At 70.2% G+C, this 18,700-nt stretch carries 15 protein-coding genes, 2 tRNA genes and 1 pseudogene; 6 read left to right on the forward strand and 12 right to left on the reverse strand.

Annotated features, from left to right (window positions below; genetic code table 11):
• Window positions 1–8 precede the first annotated feature (8 nt).
• From clpX to OG562_RS14470, 5 genes are all read right to left on the reverse strand, one after another.
• Window positions 9–1,298 carry an ATP-dependent Clp protease ATP-binding subunit ClpX gene (gene clpX / locus OG562_RS14450; protein ID WP_020127826.1) on the reverse strand — a complete coding sequence of 430 codons (1,290 nt, stop codon included), beginning with the start codon at window positions 1,296–1,298 and terminating at the stop codon, window positions 9–11.
• A 171-nt stretch (window positions 1,299–1,469) separates the two neighbouring features.
• On the reverse strand, window positions 1,470–2,150 hold the full coding sequence (locus OG562_RS14455) for an ATP-dependent Clp protease proteolytic subunit (RefSeq protein ID WP_266397397.1): 681 nt from the start codon (window positions 2,148–2,150) through the stop codon (window positions 1,470–1,472).
• A gap of 143 nt (window positions 2,151–2,293) precedes the next feature.
• Window positions 2,294–2,899, reverse strand: a complete 606-nt coding sequence (locus tag OG562_RS14460; protein ID WP_266409263.1) for an ATP-dependent Clp protease proteolytic subunit — start codon at window positions 2,897–2,899, stop codon at window positions 2,294–2,296.
• A 352-nt stretch (window positions 2,900–3,251) separates the two neighbouring features.
• The gene (gene tig, locus OG562_RS14465; RefSeq protein WP_266397398.1) at window positions 3,252–4,655 is read right to left on the reverse strand and encodes a trigger factor; all 1,404 of its coding nucleotides are present in this window, start codon (window positions 4,653–4,655) and stop codon (window positions 3,252–3,254) included.
• Window positions 4,656–4,867: 212 nt separating this feature from the next.
• A tRNA-Pro gene (locus OG562_RS14470) sits at window positions 4,868–4,944 on the reverse strand.
• 177 nt (window positions 4,945–5,121) lie between these two features.
• On the opposite strand from OG562_RS14470, the gene OG562_RS14475 reads away from it, so the two are divergent.
• Window positions 5,122–5,192, forward strand: a tRNA-Gly gene (locus tag OG562_RS14475).
• A gap of 162 nt (window positions 5,193–5,354) precedes the next feature.
• Here OG562_RS14475 and OG562_RS14480 read toward each other — a convergent pair.
• Window positions 5,355–5,549 carry a hypothetical protein gene (locus OG562_RS14480; protein WP_030779494.1) on the reverse strand — a complete coding sequence of 65 codons (195 nt, stop codon included), beginning with the start codon at window positions 5,547–5,549 and terminating at the stop codon, window positions 5,355–5,357.
• Between the two features lie 412 nt (window positions 5,550–5,961).
• Between OG562_RS14480 and OG562_RS14485 the strand changes: the two genes are divergently transcribed.
• The gene (locus OG562_RS14485; protein WP_266397401.1) at window positions 5,962–7,182 is read left to right on the forward strand and encodes an acyltransferase family protein; all 1,221 of its coding nucleotides are present in this window, start codon (window positions 5,962–5,964) and stop codon (window positions 7,180–7,182) included.
• Between the two features lie 111 nt (window positions 7,183–7,293).
• Here OG562_RS14485 and OG562_RS14490 read toward each other — a convergent pair.
• Both OG562_RS14490 and OG562_RS14495 read right to left on the reverse strand, forming a co-directional pair.
• A pseudogene (locus OG562_RS14490) lies at window positions 7,294–7,728 on the reverse strand (HD domain-containing protein); the annotation flags it as partial.
• A 33-nt stretch (window positions 7,729–7,761) separates the two neighbouring features.
• Window positions 7,762–8,946, reverse strand: coding sequence for a PP2C family protein-serine/threonine phosphatase (locus OG562_RS14495; RefSeq protein ID WP_266397404.1), 1,185 nt, complete (start codon window positions 8,944–8,946; stop codon window positions 7,762–7,764).
• Window positions 8,947–9,109: 163 nt separating this feature from the next.
• Here OG562_RS14495 and OG562_RS14500 point away from each other — a divergent pair, with 163 nt between their 5' ends.
• Window positions 9,110–10,372 (forward strand): GNAT family N-acetyltransferase, encoded by a 1,263-nt coding sequence (locus OG562_RS14500; protein ID WP_266397407.1) that lies wholly within the window; start codon window positions 9,110–9,112, stop codon window positions 10,370–10,372.
• A 7-nt stretch (window positions 10,373–10,379) separates the two neighbouring features.
• Here OG562_RS14500 and OG562_RS14505 read toward each other — a convergent pair whose 3' ends face one another.
• The gene (locus OG562_RS14505; RefSeq protein ID WP_266397409.1) at window positions 10,380–11,189 is read right to left on the reverse strand and encodes an Fpg/Nei family DNA glycosylase; all 810 of its coding nucleotides are present in this window, start codon (window positions 11,187–11,189) and stop codon (window positions 10,380–10,382) included.
• Between the two features lie 34 nt (window positions 11,190–11,223).
• Window positions 11,224–11,712 (reverse strand): ribose-5-phosphate isomerase, encoded by a 489-nt coding sequence (locus OG562_RS14510; RefSeq protein ID WP_266397413.1) that lies wholly within the window; start codon window positions 11,710–11,712, stop codon window positions 11,224–11,226.
• A gap of 218 nt (window positions 11,713–11,930) precedes the next feature.
• On the opposite strand from OG562_RS14510, the gene OG562_RS14515 reads away from it, so the two are divergent.
• Window positions 11,931–13,415, forward strand: a complete 1,485-nt coding sequence (locus OG562_RS14515; protein ID WP_266397415.1) for an amino acid permease — start codon at window positions 11,931–11,933, stop codon at window positions 13,413–13,415.
• On the opposite strand, the gene OG562_RS14520 is transcribed toward OG562_RS14515, so the two are convergent.
• Entirely contained in the window at window positions 13,402–15,093 is a 1,692-nt protein-coding gene (locus OG562_RS14520) for a serine/threonine-protein kinase (protein WP_266397418.1), read from the reverse strand. The two genes, OG562_RS14515 and OG562_RS14520, sit on opposite strands and share 14 nt — an antisense overlap.
• A 179-nt stretch (window positions 15,094–15,272) precedes the next feature.
• Between OG562_RS14520 and OG562_RS14525 the strand changes: the two genes are divergently transcribed.
• Window positions 15,273–16,001 carry an LPXTG cell wall anchor domain-containing protein gene (locus OG562_RS14525; RefSeq protein ID WP_266397421.1) on the forward strand — a complete coding sequence of 243 codons (729 nt, stop codon included), beginning with the start codon at window positions 15,273–15,275 and terminating at the stop codon, window positions 15,999–16,001.
• 100 nt (window positions 16,002–16,101) lie between these two features.
• On the opposite strand, the gene OG562_RS14530 is transcribed toward OG562_RS14525, so the two are convergent.
• Window positions 16,102–16,683, reverse strand: a complete 582-nt coding sequence (locus OG562_RS14530) for a biotin transporter BioY (RefSeq protein WP_266397424.1) — start codon at window positions 16,681–16,683, stop codon at window positions 16,102–16,104.
• A 511-nt stretch (window positions 16,684–17,194) separates the two neighbouring features.
• On the opposite strand from OG562_RS14530, the gene OG562_RS14535 reads away from it, so the two are divergent.
• Window positions 17,195–18,457, forward strand: coding sequence for an ROK family protein (locus OG562_RS14535; RefSeq protein ID WP_266397426.1), 1,263 nt, complete (start codon window positions 17,195–17,197; stop codon window positions 18,455–18,457).
• Window positions 18,458–18,700 lie beyond the last annotated feature (243 nt).

Raw genomic sequence — 18,700 nt, forward strand, 5'->3', positions numbered from 1 at the left:
GGCGGCGGTTACGCCGTCTTCTGCTCGCCCGGTCCCCGGCCGCCGCGCGCGTCGCGGGGGATCAGGGTCGGGTTGACGTTGGAGAGGACGACGTCGGCGGTGATGACCACGCGGGCCACGTCCTTGCGGGACGGGACCTCGTACATGACCGCCTGGAGGACCTCCTCCATGATGGCGCGCAGGCCGCGGGCGCCGGTCTGGCGGAGGATGGCCTGGTCGGCGATGGCCTCCAGGGCCTCGCGCTCGAAGTCCAGCTCCACGCCGTCGAGTTCGAAGAGGCGCTGGTACTGCTTCACCAGCGCGTTGCGCGGCTCGATCAGGATCTGCAGGAGCGCCTCGCGGTCCAGGTTGTGGACCGAGGTGATGACCGGCAGACGGCCGATGAACTCCGGGATCATCCCGAACTTGACCAGGTCCTCGGGCATGACGGCCTCGAACTGGTCCTTGGACTCCAGCTCGCGCTTGGAGCGGATCGTCGCGCCGAAGCCGATGCCCTTGGCGCCGGCCCGGGTCTCGATGATCTTCTCCAGGCCCGAGAAGGCGCCGCCCACGATGAACAGCACGTTCGTCGTGTCGATCTGGATGAACTCCTGGTGCGGGTGCTTGCGGCCGCCCTGCGGCGGGACCGAGGCGGTGGTGCCTTCCAGGATCTTCAGAAGGGCCTGCTGGACGCCCTCGCCCGACACGTCACGCGTGATGGAGGGGTTTTCACTCTTCCTCGCGACCTTGTCGATCTCGTCGATGTAGATGATCCCGGTCTCGGCCTTCTTGACGTCGTAGTCGGCCGCCTGGATCAGCTTCAGCAGGATGTTCTCGACGTCCTCGCCGACATAGCCCGCCTCGGTCAGCGCCGTGGCGTCCGCGATCGCGAACGGCACGTTCAGCATGCGCGCCAGGGTCTGGGCGAGGAGGGTCTTGCCCGAACCCGTGGGGCCGAGCAGAAGAATGTTGGACTTCGCCAACTCGATGGCGTCCTCGCGGCTTTGGCCGCCGCCGTTCTCCCCGGCCTGGACGCGCTTGTAGTGGTTGTACACCGCGACCGACAGGGCCTTCTTGGCGGGCTCCTGGCCCACCACATAGCCCTCGAGGAACTCGTAGATCTCGCGCGGCTTCGGGAGTTCCTCCCAGCGGACCTCGCTCGTCTCAGCGAGCTCTTCCTCGATGATCTCGTTGCAGAGATCGATGCACTCGTCGCAGATGTAGACACCGGGCCCTGCGATGAGCTTCTTGACCTGCTTCTGGCTCTTGCCGCAGAACGAGCACTTGAGCAGATCGCCGCCGTCACCGATGCGTGCCACGGTGTGCTTCCCCTTCGCCTGGGAGACGCCTAGGTCCAGCGGCTCCTGGTGCTGCCTTAGTCCGACGGTACCTTGCCGGGCCCCCCGTTCGGGCCCCCCTTGGCACGGTTCACTTCGACGTGGACCGTGTCACACCGTGCCGGGAGGGGCTCGACGGGACGACCTCGCGCGTCAACGCAGAGAGTTGTTGTTCATCTTCCGGGTGGAGATGATCTGGTCGATCAGGCCGTACGCCAGCGCGTCCTCGGCCGTGAGGATCTTGTCGCGCTCGATGTCCTCGCGGATCTTCTCGATCGGCGTGGTGGAGTGCTTGGCCAGCATGTCCTCCAGCTGGGCGCGCATCCGGAGGATCTCGTTGGCGGCGATCTCCAGGTCGGAGACCTGACCGCGGCCGGTCTCGCTGTAGGGCTGGTGGATCAGCACGCGCGCGTTCGGAAGCGCCATGCGCTTGCCCGGGGTGCCGGCGGCCAGCAGGATCGCGGCGGCGGAGGCCGCCTGGCCCATGCAGACCGTCTGGACGTCGGGCTTCACGAACTGCATCGTGTCGTAGATCGCAGTCAGCGCCGTGAAGGAGCCGCCGGGGCTGTTGATGTAGACCGAGATGTCCCGGTCGGGGTCCATGGACTCCAGGCACAGCAGCTGCGCCATGACGTCGTTGGCGGAGGCGTCGTCGATCTGGACGCCCAGGAAGATCACGCGCTCCTCGAAGAGCTTCGCGTACGGGTCGTACTCGCGGACGCCCTGGGAGGTGCGCTCGACGAAGCGCGGGATGACGTAGCGGGACTCGGCGCGGGGGCCGGTGTATTCGGCCTCGGTGCGGGCGTAGAGGCCGCTGCCGGGGAAGTCGTTCACGGTGTCTCCTGGAGAGAGGGCTGGGGCGGTGGGCTGGAGGGGCTGGAAGGGGTGCTGACGGTCGCGGGAGCCTCAGGAGCTCCCGGGATGCCTCAAGGGGCTCCGGGGAGCTCCTTGAGCGGTCCAGGCGCCGTCACGGGCCCTCAGGCCGCCCCGGTGCCGCCGCCGCCCGGCATGCCGGCGGCCGTGGGGATGACGTCGTCGATGAGGCCGTACTCCTTGGCCTCGAAGGCGTCGAACCAGCGGTCGCGGTCCGAGTCGCGGGTGACCTGCTCGACCGTCTGGCCGGTGTGCTGGGAGGTCAGCTCGGCCATGCGCCTCTTGGTGTGCAGCAGCCGCTCGGCGTGGATCTTGATGTCCGAGGCCGAGCCGGCCAGGCCGGCGGAGGGCTGGTGGATCAGGATCTCGGCGTTAGGCAGCGCGAAGCGCTTGCCGGGGGTGCCGGCGCTGAGCAGGAACTGGCCCATGGAGGCCGCGAGGCCCATGGCGATGGTCACCACGTCGTTCTTGATGAACTGCATGGTGTCGTAGATCGCCATGCCAGCCGTGATCGAGCCGCCGGGGCTGTTGATGTAAAGGAAGATGTCCTTGTCCGGGTCGGCGGCAAGGAGCAGCAGCTGTGCGGTGATCTTGTTGGCGATGTCGTCGTCGACCGCCTGGCCGAGGAAGATGATCCGCTCGCCGAGCAGCCGGTTGTAGACCTGGTCGCCGAGGCCACCGATGGAAGGCTCGCCGGCGGCGTAGGGCATCAGATTCGTCACGTATCCACCTGCTCGTCTTACGACGGCGCCGGGCCGTCTCACGTGTACTGCCTGGGGCTCGGGGACTCCCCTGCCCTCGTACTCATGGACCCTAACGCGCGGGTCCCTTCGGAGAATCCCGGAGAGGTGAGTGTTCGCCGGGGGCGTAGCCGGGGGCCGCCTCGGGCGGTGGGGCGGGGGCGGGTGCGCGGGTGGGGCGGGCACGGGTCCGCGGCTGGGCGGGGACGGGTGCGCGGGTGGGTGCGGCGGGCCGTCCCGGCCTACGACGACGGGAGGGCCCCGGAGCGATGATCACGCTCCGGGGCCCTCCCGCGTCAGCACTTCAGAGGTGCCACGAGGCTCAGGCCTCGGGCTTCTCCTCGGGCTTCTCCGCGGCCTCGGCGGCAGCCTCGACGGCCTCGACCGTCTCGATGGCGGCCTCGGCCTCGTCCTCGTCGTCCAGGTCGATGACCTCGCCGTTGGTGTCCTTGACCGTGGCGGCCTCCACAACCGTGGCCAGGGCCTTGCCGCGGGCGACCTCGCCGACCAGGAGCGGGACCTGACCGCCCTCGACGACCGCCTGGGCGAACTGGTCGGGGGACATGCCGGAGGAGGCGGCACGGCGCATGAGGTGCTCGGTGAGCTCCTCCTGGTTGACGTTCAGCTTCTCGCGCTTGACGAGCTCGTCGAGCACGAACTGGGTCTTGATGCCCTTGACCGCGGCCTCACGGGTCTCGGTCTCGAACTCCTCCTCGGTCTTGCCCTGGATCTCCAGGTACTTCGGGAGGTCGAGGCCCATCTGGCCGAGCTGGTGGTGCTCCAGGTTGTGCTTGCGGGTGTTGATCTCGTCCGTGAGCAGCTTCTCGGGGACGGGCACCTCGACGAGCTCCAGCAGCTTCTCCAGGACGCGCTCCTGGGCCTGCGTGGCCTGGTCGTACTGCTTCATGTTCTCGAGGCGCTTGCGGCTGTCCGCCCGCAGCTCCTCCAGGGTGTCGAACTCGGAGGCGAGCTGCGCGAACTCGTCGTCCAGCTCGGGCAGTTCACGGGCGGCGACCTGGGTGACCTTGACGGTGACCTCGGCCTCCTTGCCGGCCGCCGAGCCGCCCTTGAGCTCGGAGGCGAAGGTGGCCTCGCCACCGGCCTCCAGGCCCTTCACGGCGTCGTCGATGCCGTCCAGCAGCTCGCCGGAGCCGATGGTGTAGGAGACGCCGCTGGCGACGCCGTCCTCCAGCACCTCGCCGTCGACCTTGGCCTCCAGGTCCACGGTGACCACGTCGCCGTCCTCGGCGGCGCGCTCGACCGGGGAGGTGGCGGCGAAGCGCTCACGGAGCTGCTCGACCGACTTGTCGATGTCCTCGTCGCTCACCTCGACGGCGTCGACCTCGACCTCGATGGAGGAGAAGTCCTCGGGGAGCTCCAGGGCGGGGCGGATGTCGACCTCGGCGGTGAAGTTCAGCGTCTCGCCGTCCTTCAGCTCGGTGATGTCGACCTCGGGCTGGCCGAGGACGTCGAGCTCGGCTCCGTTGACCGCCTCGGTGTAGAACTTCGGAAGCGCGTCGTTGACGGCCTCCTCCAGCACGGCGCCGCGGCCGAACCGCTGGTCGATGACCCGGGCGGGGATCTTGCCCTTGCGGAAGCCCTTCACCGTGACCTGCTGGTTGATCTTCTTGTACGCCGCGTCGAGGCTGTCCTTGAGCTCCTCGAAGGGCACCTCGATGCTGAGCCGAACCCGAGTCGGGTTCAGGGTCTCCACGGCGCTCTTCACGGTTCGGTCTCCTTGGGGGCTGACTTCTTGGTTTTCGCCGGAACCTGACAGGACCGGCGATTCGTCGCCCGAAGGAGGTTCGTGGGCCGGACAGGCCTACACGGACACAGACACACGGGCGTGCAGCTTGCATAGTAGCCGCAGCCGCTGGACGGCCCAAAAGACGATCGCCGGCCAGGTGCACAGCATGATCGCGCAGGTGGTCGGCCAGGTGGTCGGGGTGGCGGGATTTGAACCCACGGCCTTCCGCTCCCAAAGCGGACGCGCTACCAAGCTGCGCCACACCCCGTCTGGTGCGAGACGTAGGGTACATGCCCGCAGGCCCTCTGACCGCCGCATTTGCCGAGTCCGCGCCCGGTCCGGGGGCGGGCGGCGGCGCGGGCCGGAAACCGGGTGTGCGGCCGAGGGCGACGACCCGCTACGATGCCTGCAGTGCCGCGGTCGGCTGACCTGCGGCGCGTCGTGTGCGGGCGTAGCTCAATGGTAGAGCACTAGTCTTCCAAACTAGCTACGCGGGTTCGATTCCCGTCGCCCGCTCTGGTACGACCCTGGCCGGGTCGGAGGCACAGTCCTCCGACCCGGCCAGGGTCGTTTGTGCGCGCCGATCAGCAGTCGGTCGCTCAGCCGTCGGTCGAGTCCCGCGCCGGCCGAGTCGGACGCCGGTCGAGTCGGACGCCGGTCGAGTCGGACGCCGGTCGATCAGAAGCTGATCGAGTTGATCGTGTCCGCAAGGGAGTCGAGGAAACGGTTGATCGACGGCGCCATGCCGGTGGAGGCGAGGAAGAAGCCGAACAGGATGGCGACTATGGCGGGGCCCGCCTTGATCGACCCTCCCCGGATCAGCACTACCAGGATGATCGCCAACAGCAGCACCACTGACAGTGAAATGGCCACAACTGATCACACACCCTCGGTCGGTCCGCTCTCCCGAGACCATCGTGCCACCAACCGGGCCTCCCCATGCGGCCGGTGACACATCATCGCTGCGGCCGGCCGAGCGGAAGTACGCCGTACAGCAATTCGAGAGCGTACCCGCACAGGGAATTGAGACTGATCGTTGCCGTCTCCACACAACGCCCTTGCAGGTAATTCGAATTGTGGGCACAGGCACGTCAACCACACACCCACAACCGACGTTATGTACCTTTTAGTCGGGATGAATCGCGACATCAAGGGCGACTGTGTGTCCTACAAGACATCGACGGGACGGTCGTGTTCGGTAAATCCCGGGGTACCCGCAAGGCATTAACCAGGAATGACGTCGATCGTTTTACGCATAGCCACAGACGACGCTAGGGTGCCTCAAATGTTCCACGCCGTCTCGTCTCTCGTTCCGAGCCCCCGCTCGCCCCAGAACCAGAACGACCAGCACGACCAGTCCCGGGACAGACCGTCCGCAGGGACGTCCGCACGGACGTCCGGGGAGCCGGACAGGCGCTCTTCAGGGCAGCCCGCCAAGCAGCGCGACGCGTTCTTCGACAACGCGAAGTACCTGGCGATCGTGCTGGTGGCCGTGGCCCACTCCTGGGAGCCGCTCAAGGGCGACAGCCGGGTCCTCCAGGCCGCGTACCTGCTCGTGTACGCCTTCCACATGCCCGCGTTCATCGTCGTCTCCGGCTTCTTCTCACGCAGCTTCGACGCGAGCCCCAGCCGGCTGAAGCGGCTGATCACCGGCGTGGCCGTGCCGTACGTCGTCTTCGAGACGGCGTACCCGCTCTTCAAGCGCTACGTCGACCACTCGCCCCAGCAGGAGATCAGCCTCCTCGACCCGTACTACCTGACCTGGTTCCTGTGCGCGCTGTTCATCTGGCGGCTCACCACGCCGATCTGGAAGACGGTCCGCCATCCGCTGCCGGTCGCGCTGGGCATCGCGATGCTGGCGTCCGTCACCCCGGACGTCGGCGACGACCTGGACCTCCAGCGGGTCCTGCAGTTCCTGCCGTTCTTCGTGCTGGGCCTGTGCCTGAAGGCCGAGCACTTCCGGCTGGTACGCCGCCGCTCGGTGCGGATCGCGGCCGTGCCGGTGTTCGCGGGCGCGCTCGTCTTCGCCTGGTGGGCGGTGACGCACATGAACACCGCCTGGCTCTACCACCGCGCCTCCGCGCAGGAACTGGCCGCCCCCTGGTGGGCAGGGCCCGTCATGCAGCTCGCCCTGTTCGGCTGCTCGCTGGTGCTGACGGCCTGCTTCTTCTCCTGGGTGCCGGGCCGCACGATGTGGTTCACGACGCTCGGCGCGGGCACCCTGTGCGGCTATCTGCTGCACGGCTTCCTGATCAAGGGCGCCGACTACCGCGGCTGGTTCGACCACGCCTGGCTGCACCGGCCGCTCGGCGAGATCGCGGTCAGCGTGACCGTGGCGGTGGCCGTCACCCTGCTGTGCACCCGGCCCGTACGGCGTGTGTTCCGGTTCGCGACGGAGCCCACCATGGACTGGGCCTTCAAGCGGGACCCGGCCGAACTGGCCCGTGAGCGCGAGAAGCAGCAGGAGCGCGAGAAGCGGCAGGAGCGCGAGAAGGCCGACGCCTAGCCGCTACTCGTCCAGCAAGTTCCGCGAGTCCGGCAAGTCCGGCGAGTCCAGCGAGTCCGGCGAGTCCGGCGAGTCCGGCGAGTCCGGCGAGTCCGGCGAGTCCGGCGGCACGCTGAGACCGAGAAGTGCGCGCATCCGTGCGTACTTCTCGGTCAGGCGCATCCGGGTCGCCGCGTCCAGGACCGCCAGCCGCGCCGGGTTCGCGTTGTGGGCCAGGTCCGACTCCTTGACCAGCAGCGCGCCGGGGGTGGCGAGAACGCGGCTCGCATACGTCTCCGGGGGCTCGCCGGGGCGCTTGGTGAGGGCGAGGACGATCGCCTTGGTGCGGTCGGTGAGCGCGGCCCCGCGCAGCCGGGCCTCGCTGAGAGCGTCGTCCTCGACGGCGTCGTGCAGCCAGGCCGCCGCGATCTGCTCGTCGTCCCCGCCACGCGCGCGTACGCCTTCCGCGACCGCCTCCAGGTGCTCGGCGTAGGGGCGGCCCGCCTTGTCGGTCTGGCCCTCGTGGGCGGCACGGGCGAGGGCCTCGACCTCGGCCAGGGTGAGCATCTGACGTCCTGCCTTCCTTCCGGTTCCGGAGGCTCAGAGCAGCACCGACGCCTGGGCCGTAGGCCCCTCGCGGCAGACCAGCAGCAGGGCCCGGTCGTCGTTGACGTCCTTGGCGACCGCCTCGATCAGATGCCAGGCGGCGCCCTGGAAGCCGCCGGCGACATAGCGGTCGGCCTCGCCGGTGAGGCGGTCGATGCCCTCGACGATGTCGCGGTCGGAGGTCTCCACCAGGCCGTCGGTGAACAGCATCAGCACATCGCCCGGGCGCAACGAGCCCTTCACCGGGTCGAACTGCGCGCCCTCGTACACGCCCAGCAGCGGGCCCTCCGCGGCCTTCTCCTCCCAGCGGCCGCTGCCCGCGCTGAGCTGGAGGCCCGGCGGGTGGCCGGCGGAGTACAGCTCGTAGTCGCCGGAGTCGAGGTCGAGGACGAGGTGGATGGAGGTCGCGAAGCCCTCGTCCCAGTCCTGGCGGAGCAGGTAGCCGTTGGCGGCGGGGAGGAAGGCGTGCGGGGGCAGCGAGCCGAGCAGGCCGCCGAACGCGCCGGACAGCAGCAGCGCCCGCGAACCCGCGTCCATGCCCTTGCCGGAGACGTCGGTGAGGACGACCTCCATGGTGCGGCCGCCGTTGGTGCGGGCCGCGACGACGAAGTCGCCGGAGAAGGACTGGCCTCCGGCGGGCCGCAGCGCCATCTCACGGTGCCAGCCCGGCGGCAGCTTCGGCAGCTTGCTCTGTACCCGGATGCGTTCGCGCAGGTCGAAGAGCATGGTGCCGCCGCGCCGCCAGGGCACGCCGACGCGGCTGCGGAACTGGGCGATGAGCAGCCCGAAGAAACCGCATGCGGCCACGACGAGGACCACGCCCGGGGTGACCCGGGAGGGGCCCTCCGTGTAGGGGCCCAGCTGCACCGACTCCACGATCAGGGCGGTGGCCGCGGCGGCGTACAGGCCGAGCAGGCTGGCGGGGCGCAGCAGCAGGCCGCCGGCGACGATCGGCAGGACGAGGGCGGCGGGTGAGCACCACACCGAGTTGGCGAGCGTGGTGATCGCGATCAGTGGGACGGTGAGCAGCAGGAAGGCCAGCGCGATCCAGTCGGAGCCGTCGCCGCGGAAGTAGTCCACGGCGCTTCTGCGCACGCCGGTGCGGACCCGGTGCATCAAGTGCTTCAACCGGGCCGTCAACGTCTCGGCTTCCGCGCGCCGCTGTCGTCCTTCTGCCATTAGTTCGGGACCCTATCCATCCAACCCGCCGCTTGGCACGGGAGGTCCCACTTGTCCCCCGTCCGAGGTTCAACTTCACAGTGAACTTCACCGAAAGCGCTCGCGCCGCCAGGAGGGAGAAATTCCCTGGCTCGTCCCGCATTGGGCTGCTAGGCATGGATACATGACGACTGAGGCGACCGGCCCCTCGGGGCTGCCCGCGGCCGAGCTGCGGGTGCTGCGGCAGGACGAATGGGACATGTGGTACGACACCCTGATCCGGGCCTTCGGCGGGGTCGCGGAGTCCGCCGAGGAGCGGGAGCTGTGGCGGGAGCTCACCCTGTGCGAGCGCTCCCTCGGCGTGTGGGACGACGGCGTGTGCGTGGGGACCGCGGGGGCGTTCGACTTCCGGCTGACGGTGCCGGGCGGGGCGTCGGCGCCGGCGGCGGGCGTGACGATGGTCGGCGTGAGCGCGACGCACCGGCGGCGCGGGGTGCTGACGTCGTTGATGCGGCGGCAGTTGGACGACGTACGGGCCTGGGGCCGGCCGCTGGCGGTGCTGACCGCGTCCGAGCCGGAGATCTACGGCCGGTTCGGGTACGCGGCGGCGACCTTCGGTCTGCACGCCGAGATCGACACCGCCCGGGTACGGCTGTCCGTGCCGGCCGGCGCGGAGGACGTACGGCTGCGGTACGCCGCGCCCGCCGAGGCGCTCGAGGCGTGTGAGGCGGTGTACGCGCGGACGGTGCCGGGGCGGGCCGGGATGCTGGCGCGGCGGCCGGGCTGGGAGCGGGTGTGGCTGCTGGACCCGGAGGGCGAGCGGGAGGGGGCGTCCGCGTTGCAGTGCGTGCTGGCCGAGCGGGACGGGGAGGTCACCGGGTACGCCCGGTTCCGGGTCAAGCCGGAGTGGACGGACAGCGGGCACGACGGGCAGGTGCGGTTGCAGGACCTCGCCGCGGTGGACCCGGTCTCGGAGGCGGCGCTGTGGAGGTTCCTGTTCGGGATCGACCTCACGTCCTCACTGAAGGTGCGGGGGCGGCCGATGGACGAGGCGTGGCAGCACCTGGTGTCCGACATCCGCCGGTGCCGGCTGCGGGTGCGGGACTCGTTGCACGTACGGCTGGTGGACGTCGGGGCGGCGCTGGCGGCGCGGACGTATCAGGCGCCGGTGGACGTGGTCCTGGACGTCGAGGACGCCTTCTGCCCGTGGAACTCCGGCCGCCTGCGACTGAGCGGCGACGCGAAGGGCGCGGTCTGCGAGCCTACGACGGATGCCGCCGATCTCGCTCTGTCCGTACGGGAGTTGGGGGCGGCGTACCTGGGCGGGGTGAGCCTGCTCTCGTTGGCCGGGGCCGGGCTGGTGCGGGAGCTGCGGCAGGGGGCGCTGGCGGAGGCGGCCGTGGGCTTCGGCTCACCGGCGGCGCCGTGGCTGCCCCACGGGTTCTAGGCCGACGTCAGTTCTTCTGGCAGGTCGGGCACCAGAAGAGGTTGCGGGCGGCGAGGTCGGCGGTGCGGATCTCGTCGCCGCAGAGGTGACAGGGCTGGTGGGTGCGGCGGTAGACGTAGACCTCGCCGCCGTGGTCGTCGACGCGGGGCGGGCGGCCCATGGCCTGTGGGGTGTGCTCCGGGCGGACGGTGTCGATGCGGTTGTCGCGGACGCCTTCGCGCATGAGGGCGACGAGGTCGGCCCAGATCGCGTCCCACTCGGCGCGGCTGATGTCCCTGCCCGCGCGGTAGGGGTCGATGCCGTGCCGGAAGAGGACCTCGGCGCGGTAGACGTTGCCGACGCCGGCGATGACCTTCTGGTCCAGGAGCAGGGCGGCGATCGTCGTACGGCTGCGGGAGACGCGGGCGTGGGCGGCCGCGGGGTCGGCGTCGGCGCGCAGGGGGTCGGGGCCGAGGCGGGCGTGTACGGCCTGCTTCTCGCCATCCGTGATCAGGGCGCAGGTGGTGGGGCCGCGGAGGTCGACGTAGGCGGCGCTGTGGGCCAGGCGCAGGCGGACGGTGTCGGTGGGCGGGGGTGCGGGGGCGTCCCCGAAGGCGACCTTGCCGAAGAGGCCGAGGTGGATGTGGATCCACTCGCCGTCCCGGAAGCCCAGGAAGAGGTGTTTTCCGTGGGCCTCGGTGCGGGTGAGTCCGACGCCGTCCAGGAGTGCGGCGGCGTCGGAGAACTTGCCCTGGGGACTGGTCACCCGCGGTGCCGTGCCGGAGAAGCGGTCGGCGTAGTCCGACGCCAGCCGGTGGATCGTGTGCCCCTCTGGCACGGTGTGCGTTCCTTCCAGCCCCCCGCCGGGGCGCTCAGCCCTGCTGCGGATGGTGTGCCGGGATCGGGGGGAGGTCGCCCGTCGTCTCGTAGGCCGCGAGCATGTCGATGCGGCGGATGTGCCGCTCGTCCTCGGAGAACGGGGTGGCCAGGAAGGTCTCGACGAACTTCGCCGCCTCGTCCTGGGTGTGCATCCGGGCGCCGACCGCCATGACGTTGGCGTTGTTGTGCTGGCGGCCGAGGGAGGCGGTCTCCTCGCTCCAGGCGAGGGCGGCACGGACGCCCTTGACCTTGTTCGCCGCGATCTGCTCGCCGTTGCCGGAGCCGCCGATCACGATGCCGAGGGACTCGGGGTCCGCGGCCGCCTGCTCCGCGGCGCGGAGGCAGAAGGGCGGGTAGTCGTCCTGGGCGTCGTAGATGTGCGGGCCGCAGTCGACCGGGTCGTGACCCGCCGCCTTCAGCCATTCGACGAGGTGGTTCTTGAGTTCGAAGCCGGCATGGTCCGAGCCGAGATACACGCGCATGGGATGAGTGTGACATGCGTGTTGCGGGGCAGCAGCTCCGGGTGTCGCGTCGGGAAACCGTGAGCAGTCCAATAGAACCTCAAGAAAACCTCAAGTAACAATCAGGAATCAAAGGTTCACGAATTCCTTTGCCTCCGTTTCACTGGACCGACTCGTACACCGCTCGTATGAGCCCCCCACAGGAATCACCTCACGCGGCGCAAAGGAAATCCATCCCCATGACTTCGCAGCCGACCCTCACCCAGGCCGACAGCGGCCCCGGAGCCGCCGGAGAACCCGGTTCCGGTCTCCAGGCAGGTCTCAAGAACCGTCATCTGTCGATGATCGCCATCGGCGGTGTCATCGGCGCCGGACTGTTCGTCGGTTCCAGTTCCGGTATCGCCACCGCCGGGCCCGGCATTCTTCTCTCCTACGCCCTCGTCGGCACGCTCGTGGTGCTGGTGATGCGGATGCTGGGCGAGATGTCCGCCGCGAATCCGACCTCGGGCTCGTTCTCCGCACACGCCGACCGGGCGCTCGGCCGCTGGGCCGGCTTCTCCATCGGCTGGCTGTACTGGTTCTTCTGGGTGGTGGTGCTCGCCGTCGAGGCGACCGCCGGCGCCAAGATCCTCGAAGGGTGGATCCCCGCCGTACCGCAGTGGGGCTGGGCGCTCATCGTGATGGTGGTGCTGACCGCCACCAACCTCGTCTCCGTGGGCTCCTACGGCGAGTTCGAGTTCTGGTTCGCCGGGATCAAGGTCGTGGCGATCGGCGCGTTCATCGTCGTGGGCGGACTCGCGGTGTTCGGCGTGCTGCCGGGCGTCGACAGCGACAAGGCGGGACTCGGGAACCTCGCCGACCACGGCGGCTTCCTGCCCCACGGACCCGGAGCGGTCCTCACCGGCGTGCTGCTCGTCGTCTTCTCCTTCATGGGCAGCGAGATCGCGACCCTCGCGGCCGGCGAGTCCGAGGACCCGCAGCGGGCCGTCACCAAGTCCACCAACAGCATCATCTGGCGCATCGGCGTCTTCTACCTCGGGTCGATCTTCATCGTGGTCACGCTGCTGCCCTGGAACGACCCCGCCATCAAGGCGCAGGGCTCCTACGTGGCCGCCCTCGACTCCCTCGGCATCGCGCACGCCGGTCAGATCATGAACTTCATCGTGCTGACCTCGGTGCTGTCCTGCCTCAACTCCGGGCTCTACACGGCCTCCCGCATGGCCTTCTCGCTCGGCGAGCGGGGCGACGCGCCGAAGGCGTTCGCACGGACCACGTCCCGTGGCGTGCCGCTCGCCGCGATCGTCTCGTCGGTCGTCTTCGGCTTCGTCGCCGTGTTCTTCAACTACAGGTTCCCGGACTCGGTCTTCCTCTTCCTGGTCAACTCCAGCGGCGCGGTGGCCCTGTTCGTCTGGCTGGCGATCTGTTTCTCGCAGCTGCGCATGCGGAAGATCATCCAGCGCGAGGCGCCGGAGAAGCTCGTCGTGAGGATGTGGCTGTACCCGTATCTGACCTGGGCGACGGCCGCGCTGATCGTCTTCGTGCTCGGCTACATGCTGACCGACACCGAGGGCGAGAGCAGCGGACGTACGACGGTGCTGCTGTCGCTGCTCGTGGCCGCGGCGGTCGTCGCGGTCGCCTTGGTGAAGGAGAAGCTGAGGACGCCCCGGGACGAGCCGTCCCAGGGCGGGACCTCACCGGGCGACAAGGAGCTCACAACACCGTGAAGCTCTTCTTCACCTTGTCGTAGGTCTTCAGGGCATCCGCCTCCACGCCCGGCTGGTACCAGGTGTTGATCTGGTACGACTTCCCCTCCTCGTCGAATCCGAGCAGCCGGGCGTGCCAGGAGGTGCCCTGGAGGGTGAACGTGTACTCCCAGACGACCGCCGACCGGCCCCTGAACGTCGTCCTCTCCAAGCGGATCTTGCGGTAGTCCTGGCCCTGGTGGGCGTTCTGCTCGGAGGTCCGCCAGGTCTCCATCAGGTCGCCGCGGGCCAGGGCGGACTTGGCGACGAGCTCCTGCGTTCCGTCGGGCGCGGTGTAGTGCACCTCCGCCCCCGTCTTCACGTCCCGCCGCCACCCCCGGGGCGTCGCCCACGCGAACCCGCCGGCCTCCTGATGCGCGCCCGGGGGCAGGCTCGGCGGCCTGAAGGTCCCCTCGACCGTGGGCGAGGGCGAGGCGACGCCTGTGCCTGTGCCTGTGCCCGTGCCCGTGGCGGTGACCGACGAAGTGGGCGAGGAGCCGCCGCCGGACGCCTTGTCGTCGTCCTGCGAGCCGGGCGCCAGCGCCAGCACGATCGCGACGACCGTCCCCACGGCCACCACACCGGCGGCGGCGGCCAAGCCGGTACGGCGGCCTGTCCATCCGGCCGCCCGGCGGCCTCCCCTCCCCCTCCTCCCCGCGGGGCGGGTCCGCGGGTCGGGGACGGGCTGCGACGGCTCCGGGCCTGGGTACGGGTCCGGGCCTGGGTACGGGTCCGGGACGGGGGCCGGGTCCGGGGCGGTGTCCGGGACCGGCCTGAGTTCGGTCGCCGCCTCGGATCGGGCGAGGGAGACGCCGGGGCGGCGGGGCGGGGCTCCCTGCTCGGCTTCCGGACGCCGCCGGGGATCGTGGGGTCCGGGCGTCGGGGGCGGGAAGGCGATCGGGTGGAGCGTGGACTCCAGGTCGGTCAGGGAGCTTCGGACCGTCGGCTCCTTCGCCAGGAGGTTGGCGAGGATCCCGCGCAACGGGCCCGCCGCGGCCGGGAGTCGGGGCTCCTCGTAGAGGACGGCGTGCAGGGTCGCCAGGGTCGTGTCGCGGGAGAACGGGGAGTGGCCGGCCAGGGCCGCGCACAGGGTGGCGCCCAGGGACCAGACGTCGGACGGCGGGCCCTGCGGGCGGCCGGAGATGCGCTCGGGGGCCATGTAGTCGGGCGAGCCGACCAGCATGCCGACCATGGTGAGCGCCTTCGCGTCCTGGATCGCGGCGATCCCGAAGTCGGTCAGGACGACCCGCCCGCCGCTCTCCACGAGCACGTTCCCCGGTTTGATGTCCCGGTGCAGAACGCCCCCCGCGTGCACCTGACGCAGCGCGGCGATCAGCCCCAGCCCGATCCGGGCCGCCTCACGCGGGTCCAGTGGCCCCTCCTCGGCCAGGATGCGTTCCAGCGAGCGCCCGGCGACCAACTCCATGACGATCCACAGGCGTTCCCCCTCGTCGACGACGTCATAGACGCGGACGACGTTGGGATGGTCGATGCGGGCGGTGGCCCGGGCCTCGCGCAGGGTGCGTTCCCGGCGGGTGCGGCCGTCCTCCGGGTCGAAGTCGTCGATACGCATCTCCTTCACCGCCACCGGCCGGTCGAGCATCTCGTCGGCGGCCCGCCACACCCGCCCCATTCCCCCCTGGCCGATACTCTCGACCAATCGATAGCGCCTTGTCACCAGCAGACCCGGAATTCCCCCGCTCCCCGAATTGACCGGCAATTCAATGCACCCCCTCCATTGCCCTGCCCCACCAATTAGCGCGGTACCAGCATAGTGCGGAAAATCTTGTGGTACCTCTTCAAGTACTGCGAATTCAGGCGCAGCCAAGGGGGACGAACATGAGTTCTCGTCGTTCGACGACCATCGCCGGATCGCTGGTCCTGGCATCTTTCTCGGCGGTGTTGATCCTTTCCGTCCCGGCCGGGGCGGACGATCAGGGACCCGGCAGCGGCAAGGGGGGAAAGGCCGTCGACAAGGCGCCGGCGGGCGTGCGGCTGACCACGCTGCTGCCCGAGAGGATCTCGGTCGACAACGGTTCACAGGAGACGGCGATCACCGCCACGGTGAAGAATGAGGGGACCAAGGACAGCGAAGACATCAGGCTTTTGGTCGTCGGGTTCGACGGACTGACGGTCAAAAACGTCGAGGGGTGCACGGCGATCGCGGAGAAAGACCTCCCCGAAGGCTCCAACAGCGGTTTCGCCTGCCCCGTCGACCGGCTCGCCGCAGGGGCGTCGAAGTCCTACGCCGTCGACGCGACCTTCGATCTGGACAAGACCGGGAAGATCTGCCTGCCCGTCCAGACCCGCGACGGCAAGAAGACGTTCTGGCAGCAGGGCCCGGTGCCCTTCGGCACGACGAACCCGTCGCCGAACGCGCCCGCCACCCCACTGCTCCTCGGCACCGACAACGCCCCGGTGACCCCCGCGGCCCCCGCGGCCCCCGGCGAGCTGCCCAAGACGGGCGTCGGCCGCGACGTACTGCCGCTCGGCGCGGCCGGGGCCTCGCTGCTCGCGGCCGGTGCGGCCGGGCTGTGGTGGTCCCAGCGGCGGCGGCCGCAGTCGTAGACGTTCCGGCGGGCGCGGACGTACGAGCAGGCAAGACGCGTAAGAGGCTCGCCGAGGTGAACTCGGCGAGCCTCTTACGCAACGGTACGACCGACCTGCCTCAGCGCTTGGCGAACTTCCAGGCCGTCGGCAGCAGGCCCATCGCCAGGGCCGCCTTGAGGGCGTCGCCGATCAGGAACGGGGTGAGGCCGGCCGCGATCGCCGCCGACGCGGACATGCCGGCCGCCGCGGCCAGGTACGGGACGCCGACGGCGTAGATGATCGCCTCGCCCAGCAGCATCGCGCCCGCCATGCGCCAGACGTCGCGGTCGGCGCCGCGGCGGGCCAGGGCGCCGACGACGGTGGAGGCGAGGATCATGCCGAGGACGTAGCCGAAGGAGACGGCGGACGCGCCCGAGCCGCCCTCGGCGAACCACGGCATCCCGGCGATGCCGGCCAGCGCGTACAGGGCGAGCGAGAGGAAGCCGCGCCGGGCGCCGAGGGTCGTGCCGACGAGCAGGGCGGCGAAGGTCTGGCCGGTCACCGGCACCGGGGAGCCGGGGACCGGGACCGCGATCTGGGCCGCGAGACCCGTGAGCGCGGCGCCGCCGAGCACGAGCGCGACGTCCCGGACTCGGGAGGCGGGAAGCAGGTCGGCGAGGACCTGTCCGGTGCGTGCGGGAGTGGCGACGGCGGTGCTCATGGGGACTCCGCGAGGGTCGGGGCGGTTCGGAACACGGTGACGCTATCCCAGGGGGCTCGGCCCGATCACCGTCAGTGGTCGACAAACGGTCGAACGGGGAGTTGGTGGGCTCCGGACAAAGAGTGGCGGTTACACGCGGTACGAAGTGACCCTGGTCACGGAGGCGGGGTGGTTCCGGATACCCGGGCGGGGCGGGTTCGACCGGACACCCCTTATGTCCGGCCGGGACAGGTCCCCTTCTGTAGGGTTTCGCCAATCGCCGCTCCGGCCGCCCTGGGGGCCGTCTCGCCCGTCGGTCGCCGTCTGGGCAGCGGCGGGCCGCTTTGCTAGCTTCGAGCCATGGTTGCCCAGGCCCTGAACTTCTCGTCGCGTCGCCATGTCGACCTGCGACGCGTGGGCGCGGCCGCCTGTCGCCCTCCGGTGTGAGGCGGGCGGAGCCGATCATCCGGCGCGCCGCGCTCCACAGACGGCGCAGTGTCGGACCGGCTCCCGACTTCCGAGGAAGTTCCCCATGCCCCGTACCGCGATTGCTCGTACCGCGGCTCCTCCCCTTCTGACCTCCCCTGTCTCCCCTGTCTCCGCCGGATCCGCCGGATCCGCCGGATCTCCCATCTCCCGGGTCGCCGACAGCGACCGGCGGCGCACCAGCGCGAGTGTGATCCTGCGGTCCGTGCTGGAGCACGGGCCGGTCGCGCGCTCCACCATCGCCCGGCTGACCGGGCTGTCCCCGGCCTCCGTCACCGACCACTGCGCCCGGCTGGCCGGGCTCGGGCTGATCCGGGAGGCGGCCGTGCCCCGGCGCAGCAACGGGGTGGGCCGGCCGCACGTCCCGGTGGATCTGGACGACTCGCGGTTCGTGGTGGGCGGGGTGCATGTGGCCGTGCCGTACACGACGGTCGCGTTGCTGGATCTGCGCGGGCGGGTGGTGGCGGAGCGGCGGCTCGCGCACGGGTCCGTCGAGCCGGCCGAGGTGCTGGCGCGGGCCGCCGACGGGCTGGGCGCGCTGCTGGGCGAGGCCCGCGGCTGCCGGGCCCTGGGGGTGGGCGTGGCCGTGGGCGGCTGGGTGGACCGGGATTCGGGGACCGTGGTCGAGCATCCGCTGCTGGGCTGGCGGGACGTGCCGGTGCGGGAGACGGTCGGCGCGCGCACGGGCCTGCCGGTCCAGGTGGACGGGCACGCGCGGGCGCTGGTCAACGCGGAGCGGCTGTTCGGGCGGGCGCGCGGCAGCCGCAGCGTGCTGCATCTGTTCGTCGGGAACGTGGTCGACGCCGCGTTCGCCACCCATGACGAGGTGCATCACGGGCCGCGTTCGCAGGCGGGCGCGATCGCGCATCTGCCGTTGGCCGGCGGCGTCGAGCCCTGCGCCTGCGGGCGGGTGGGCTGCCTCCAGGTGGAGCTGAGCGAGCGGACGCTGTGCCGGCGGGCCCGGGAGGCCGGGGTGATCGACGGGGTGAACCCGATGCACGTGGTCGCCGCCGCGAAGGCCGGTAACGCGGTGGCCGCGGGGCTGCTGCGGGAACGGGCGCGGATGGTGGGGCGGGCGGCCGGGCTGCTGCTGGACGTGCTCAACCCGGAGAGCGTCGTCGTCACCGAGGTCGGGGTGATGTACCGGGAGGACTGCCTGGCCGCGTTGCGGGAGGAGGTCGGGGCGGGGCGCTCGGCCGCCGTCTCACCGAGCAGTTTCCCCGACTCCGTGCTGGCGATGGCGGGCGGGGCGGTCGCCCTGGACGTGCTCTACCGGGATCCGCTGGACGTGTCACCCGCGCTGACTTAATTCAGAAACTCCGAATGTTGACAGCCCTTGCGCGGGGACGGGAACATTCTTCTATGGACAGGAACATCCTTCTCGTGAGCTGTCGCACTCTCTGTTGCTGACGCTGTTGCCGACGCCCCGGCGCACCGGGCGCGCGTCGCACTTCCTCCTGTCTTCCCCTGTGTGAATTCCTTTCTCCGGCCTTGCCGTGCCCGGAATTCTCTGCGTCGTTTCCATCTGCCTTCCGTCTGCATTTCTCCGTTT

The sequence above is a fragment of the Streptomyces sp. NBC_01275 genome, from assembly GCF_026340655.1.
Taxonomy (GTDB): domain Bacteria; phylum Actinomycetota; class Actinomycetes; order Streptomycetales; family Streptomycetaceae; genus Streptomyces.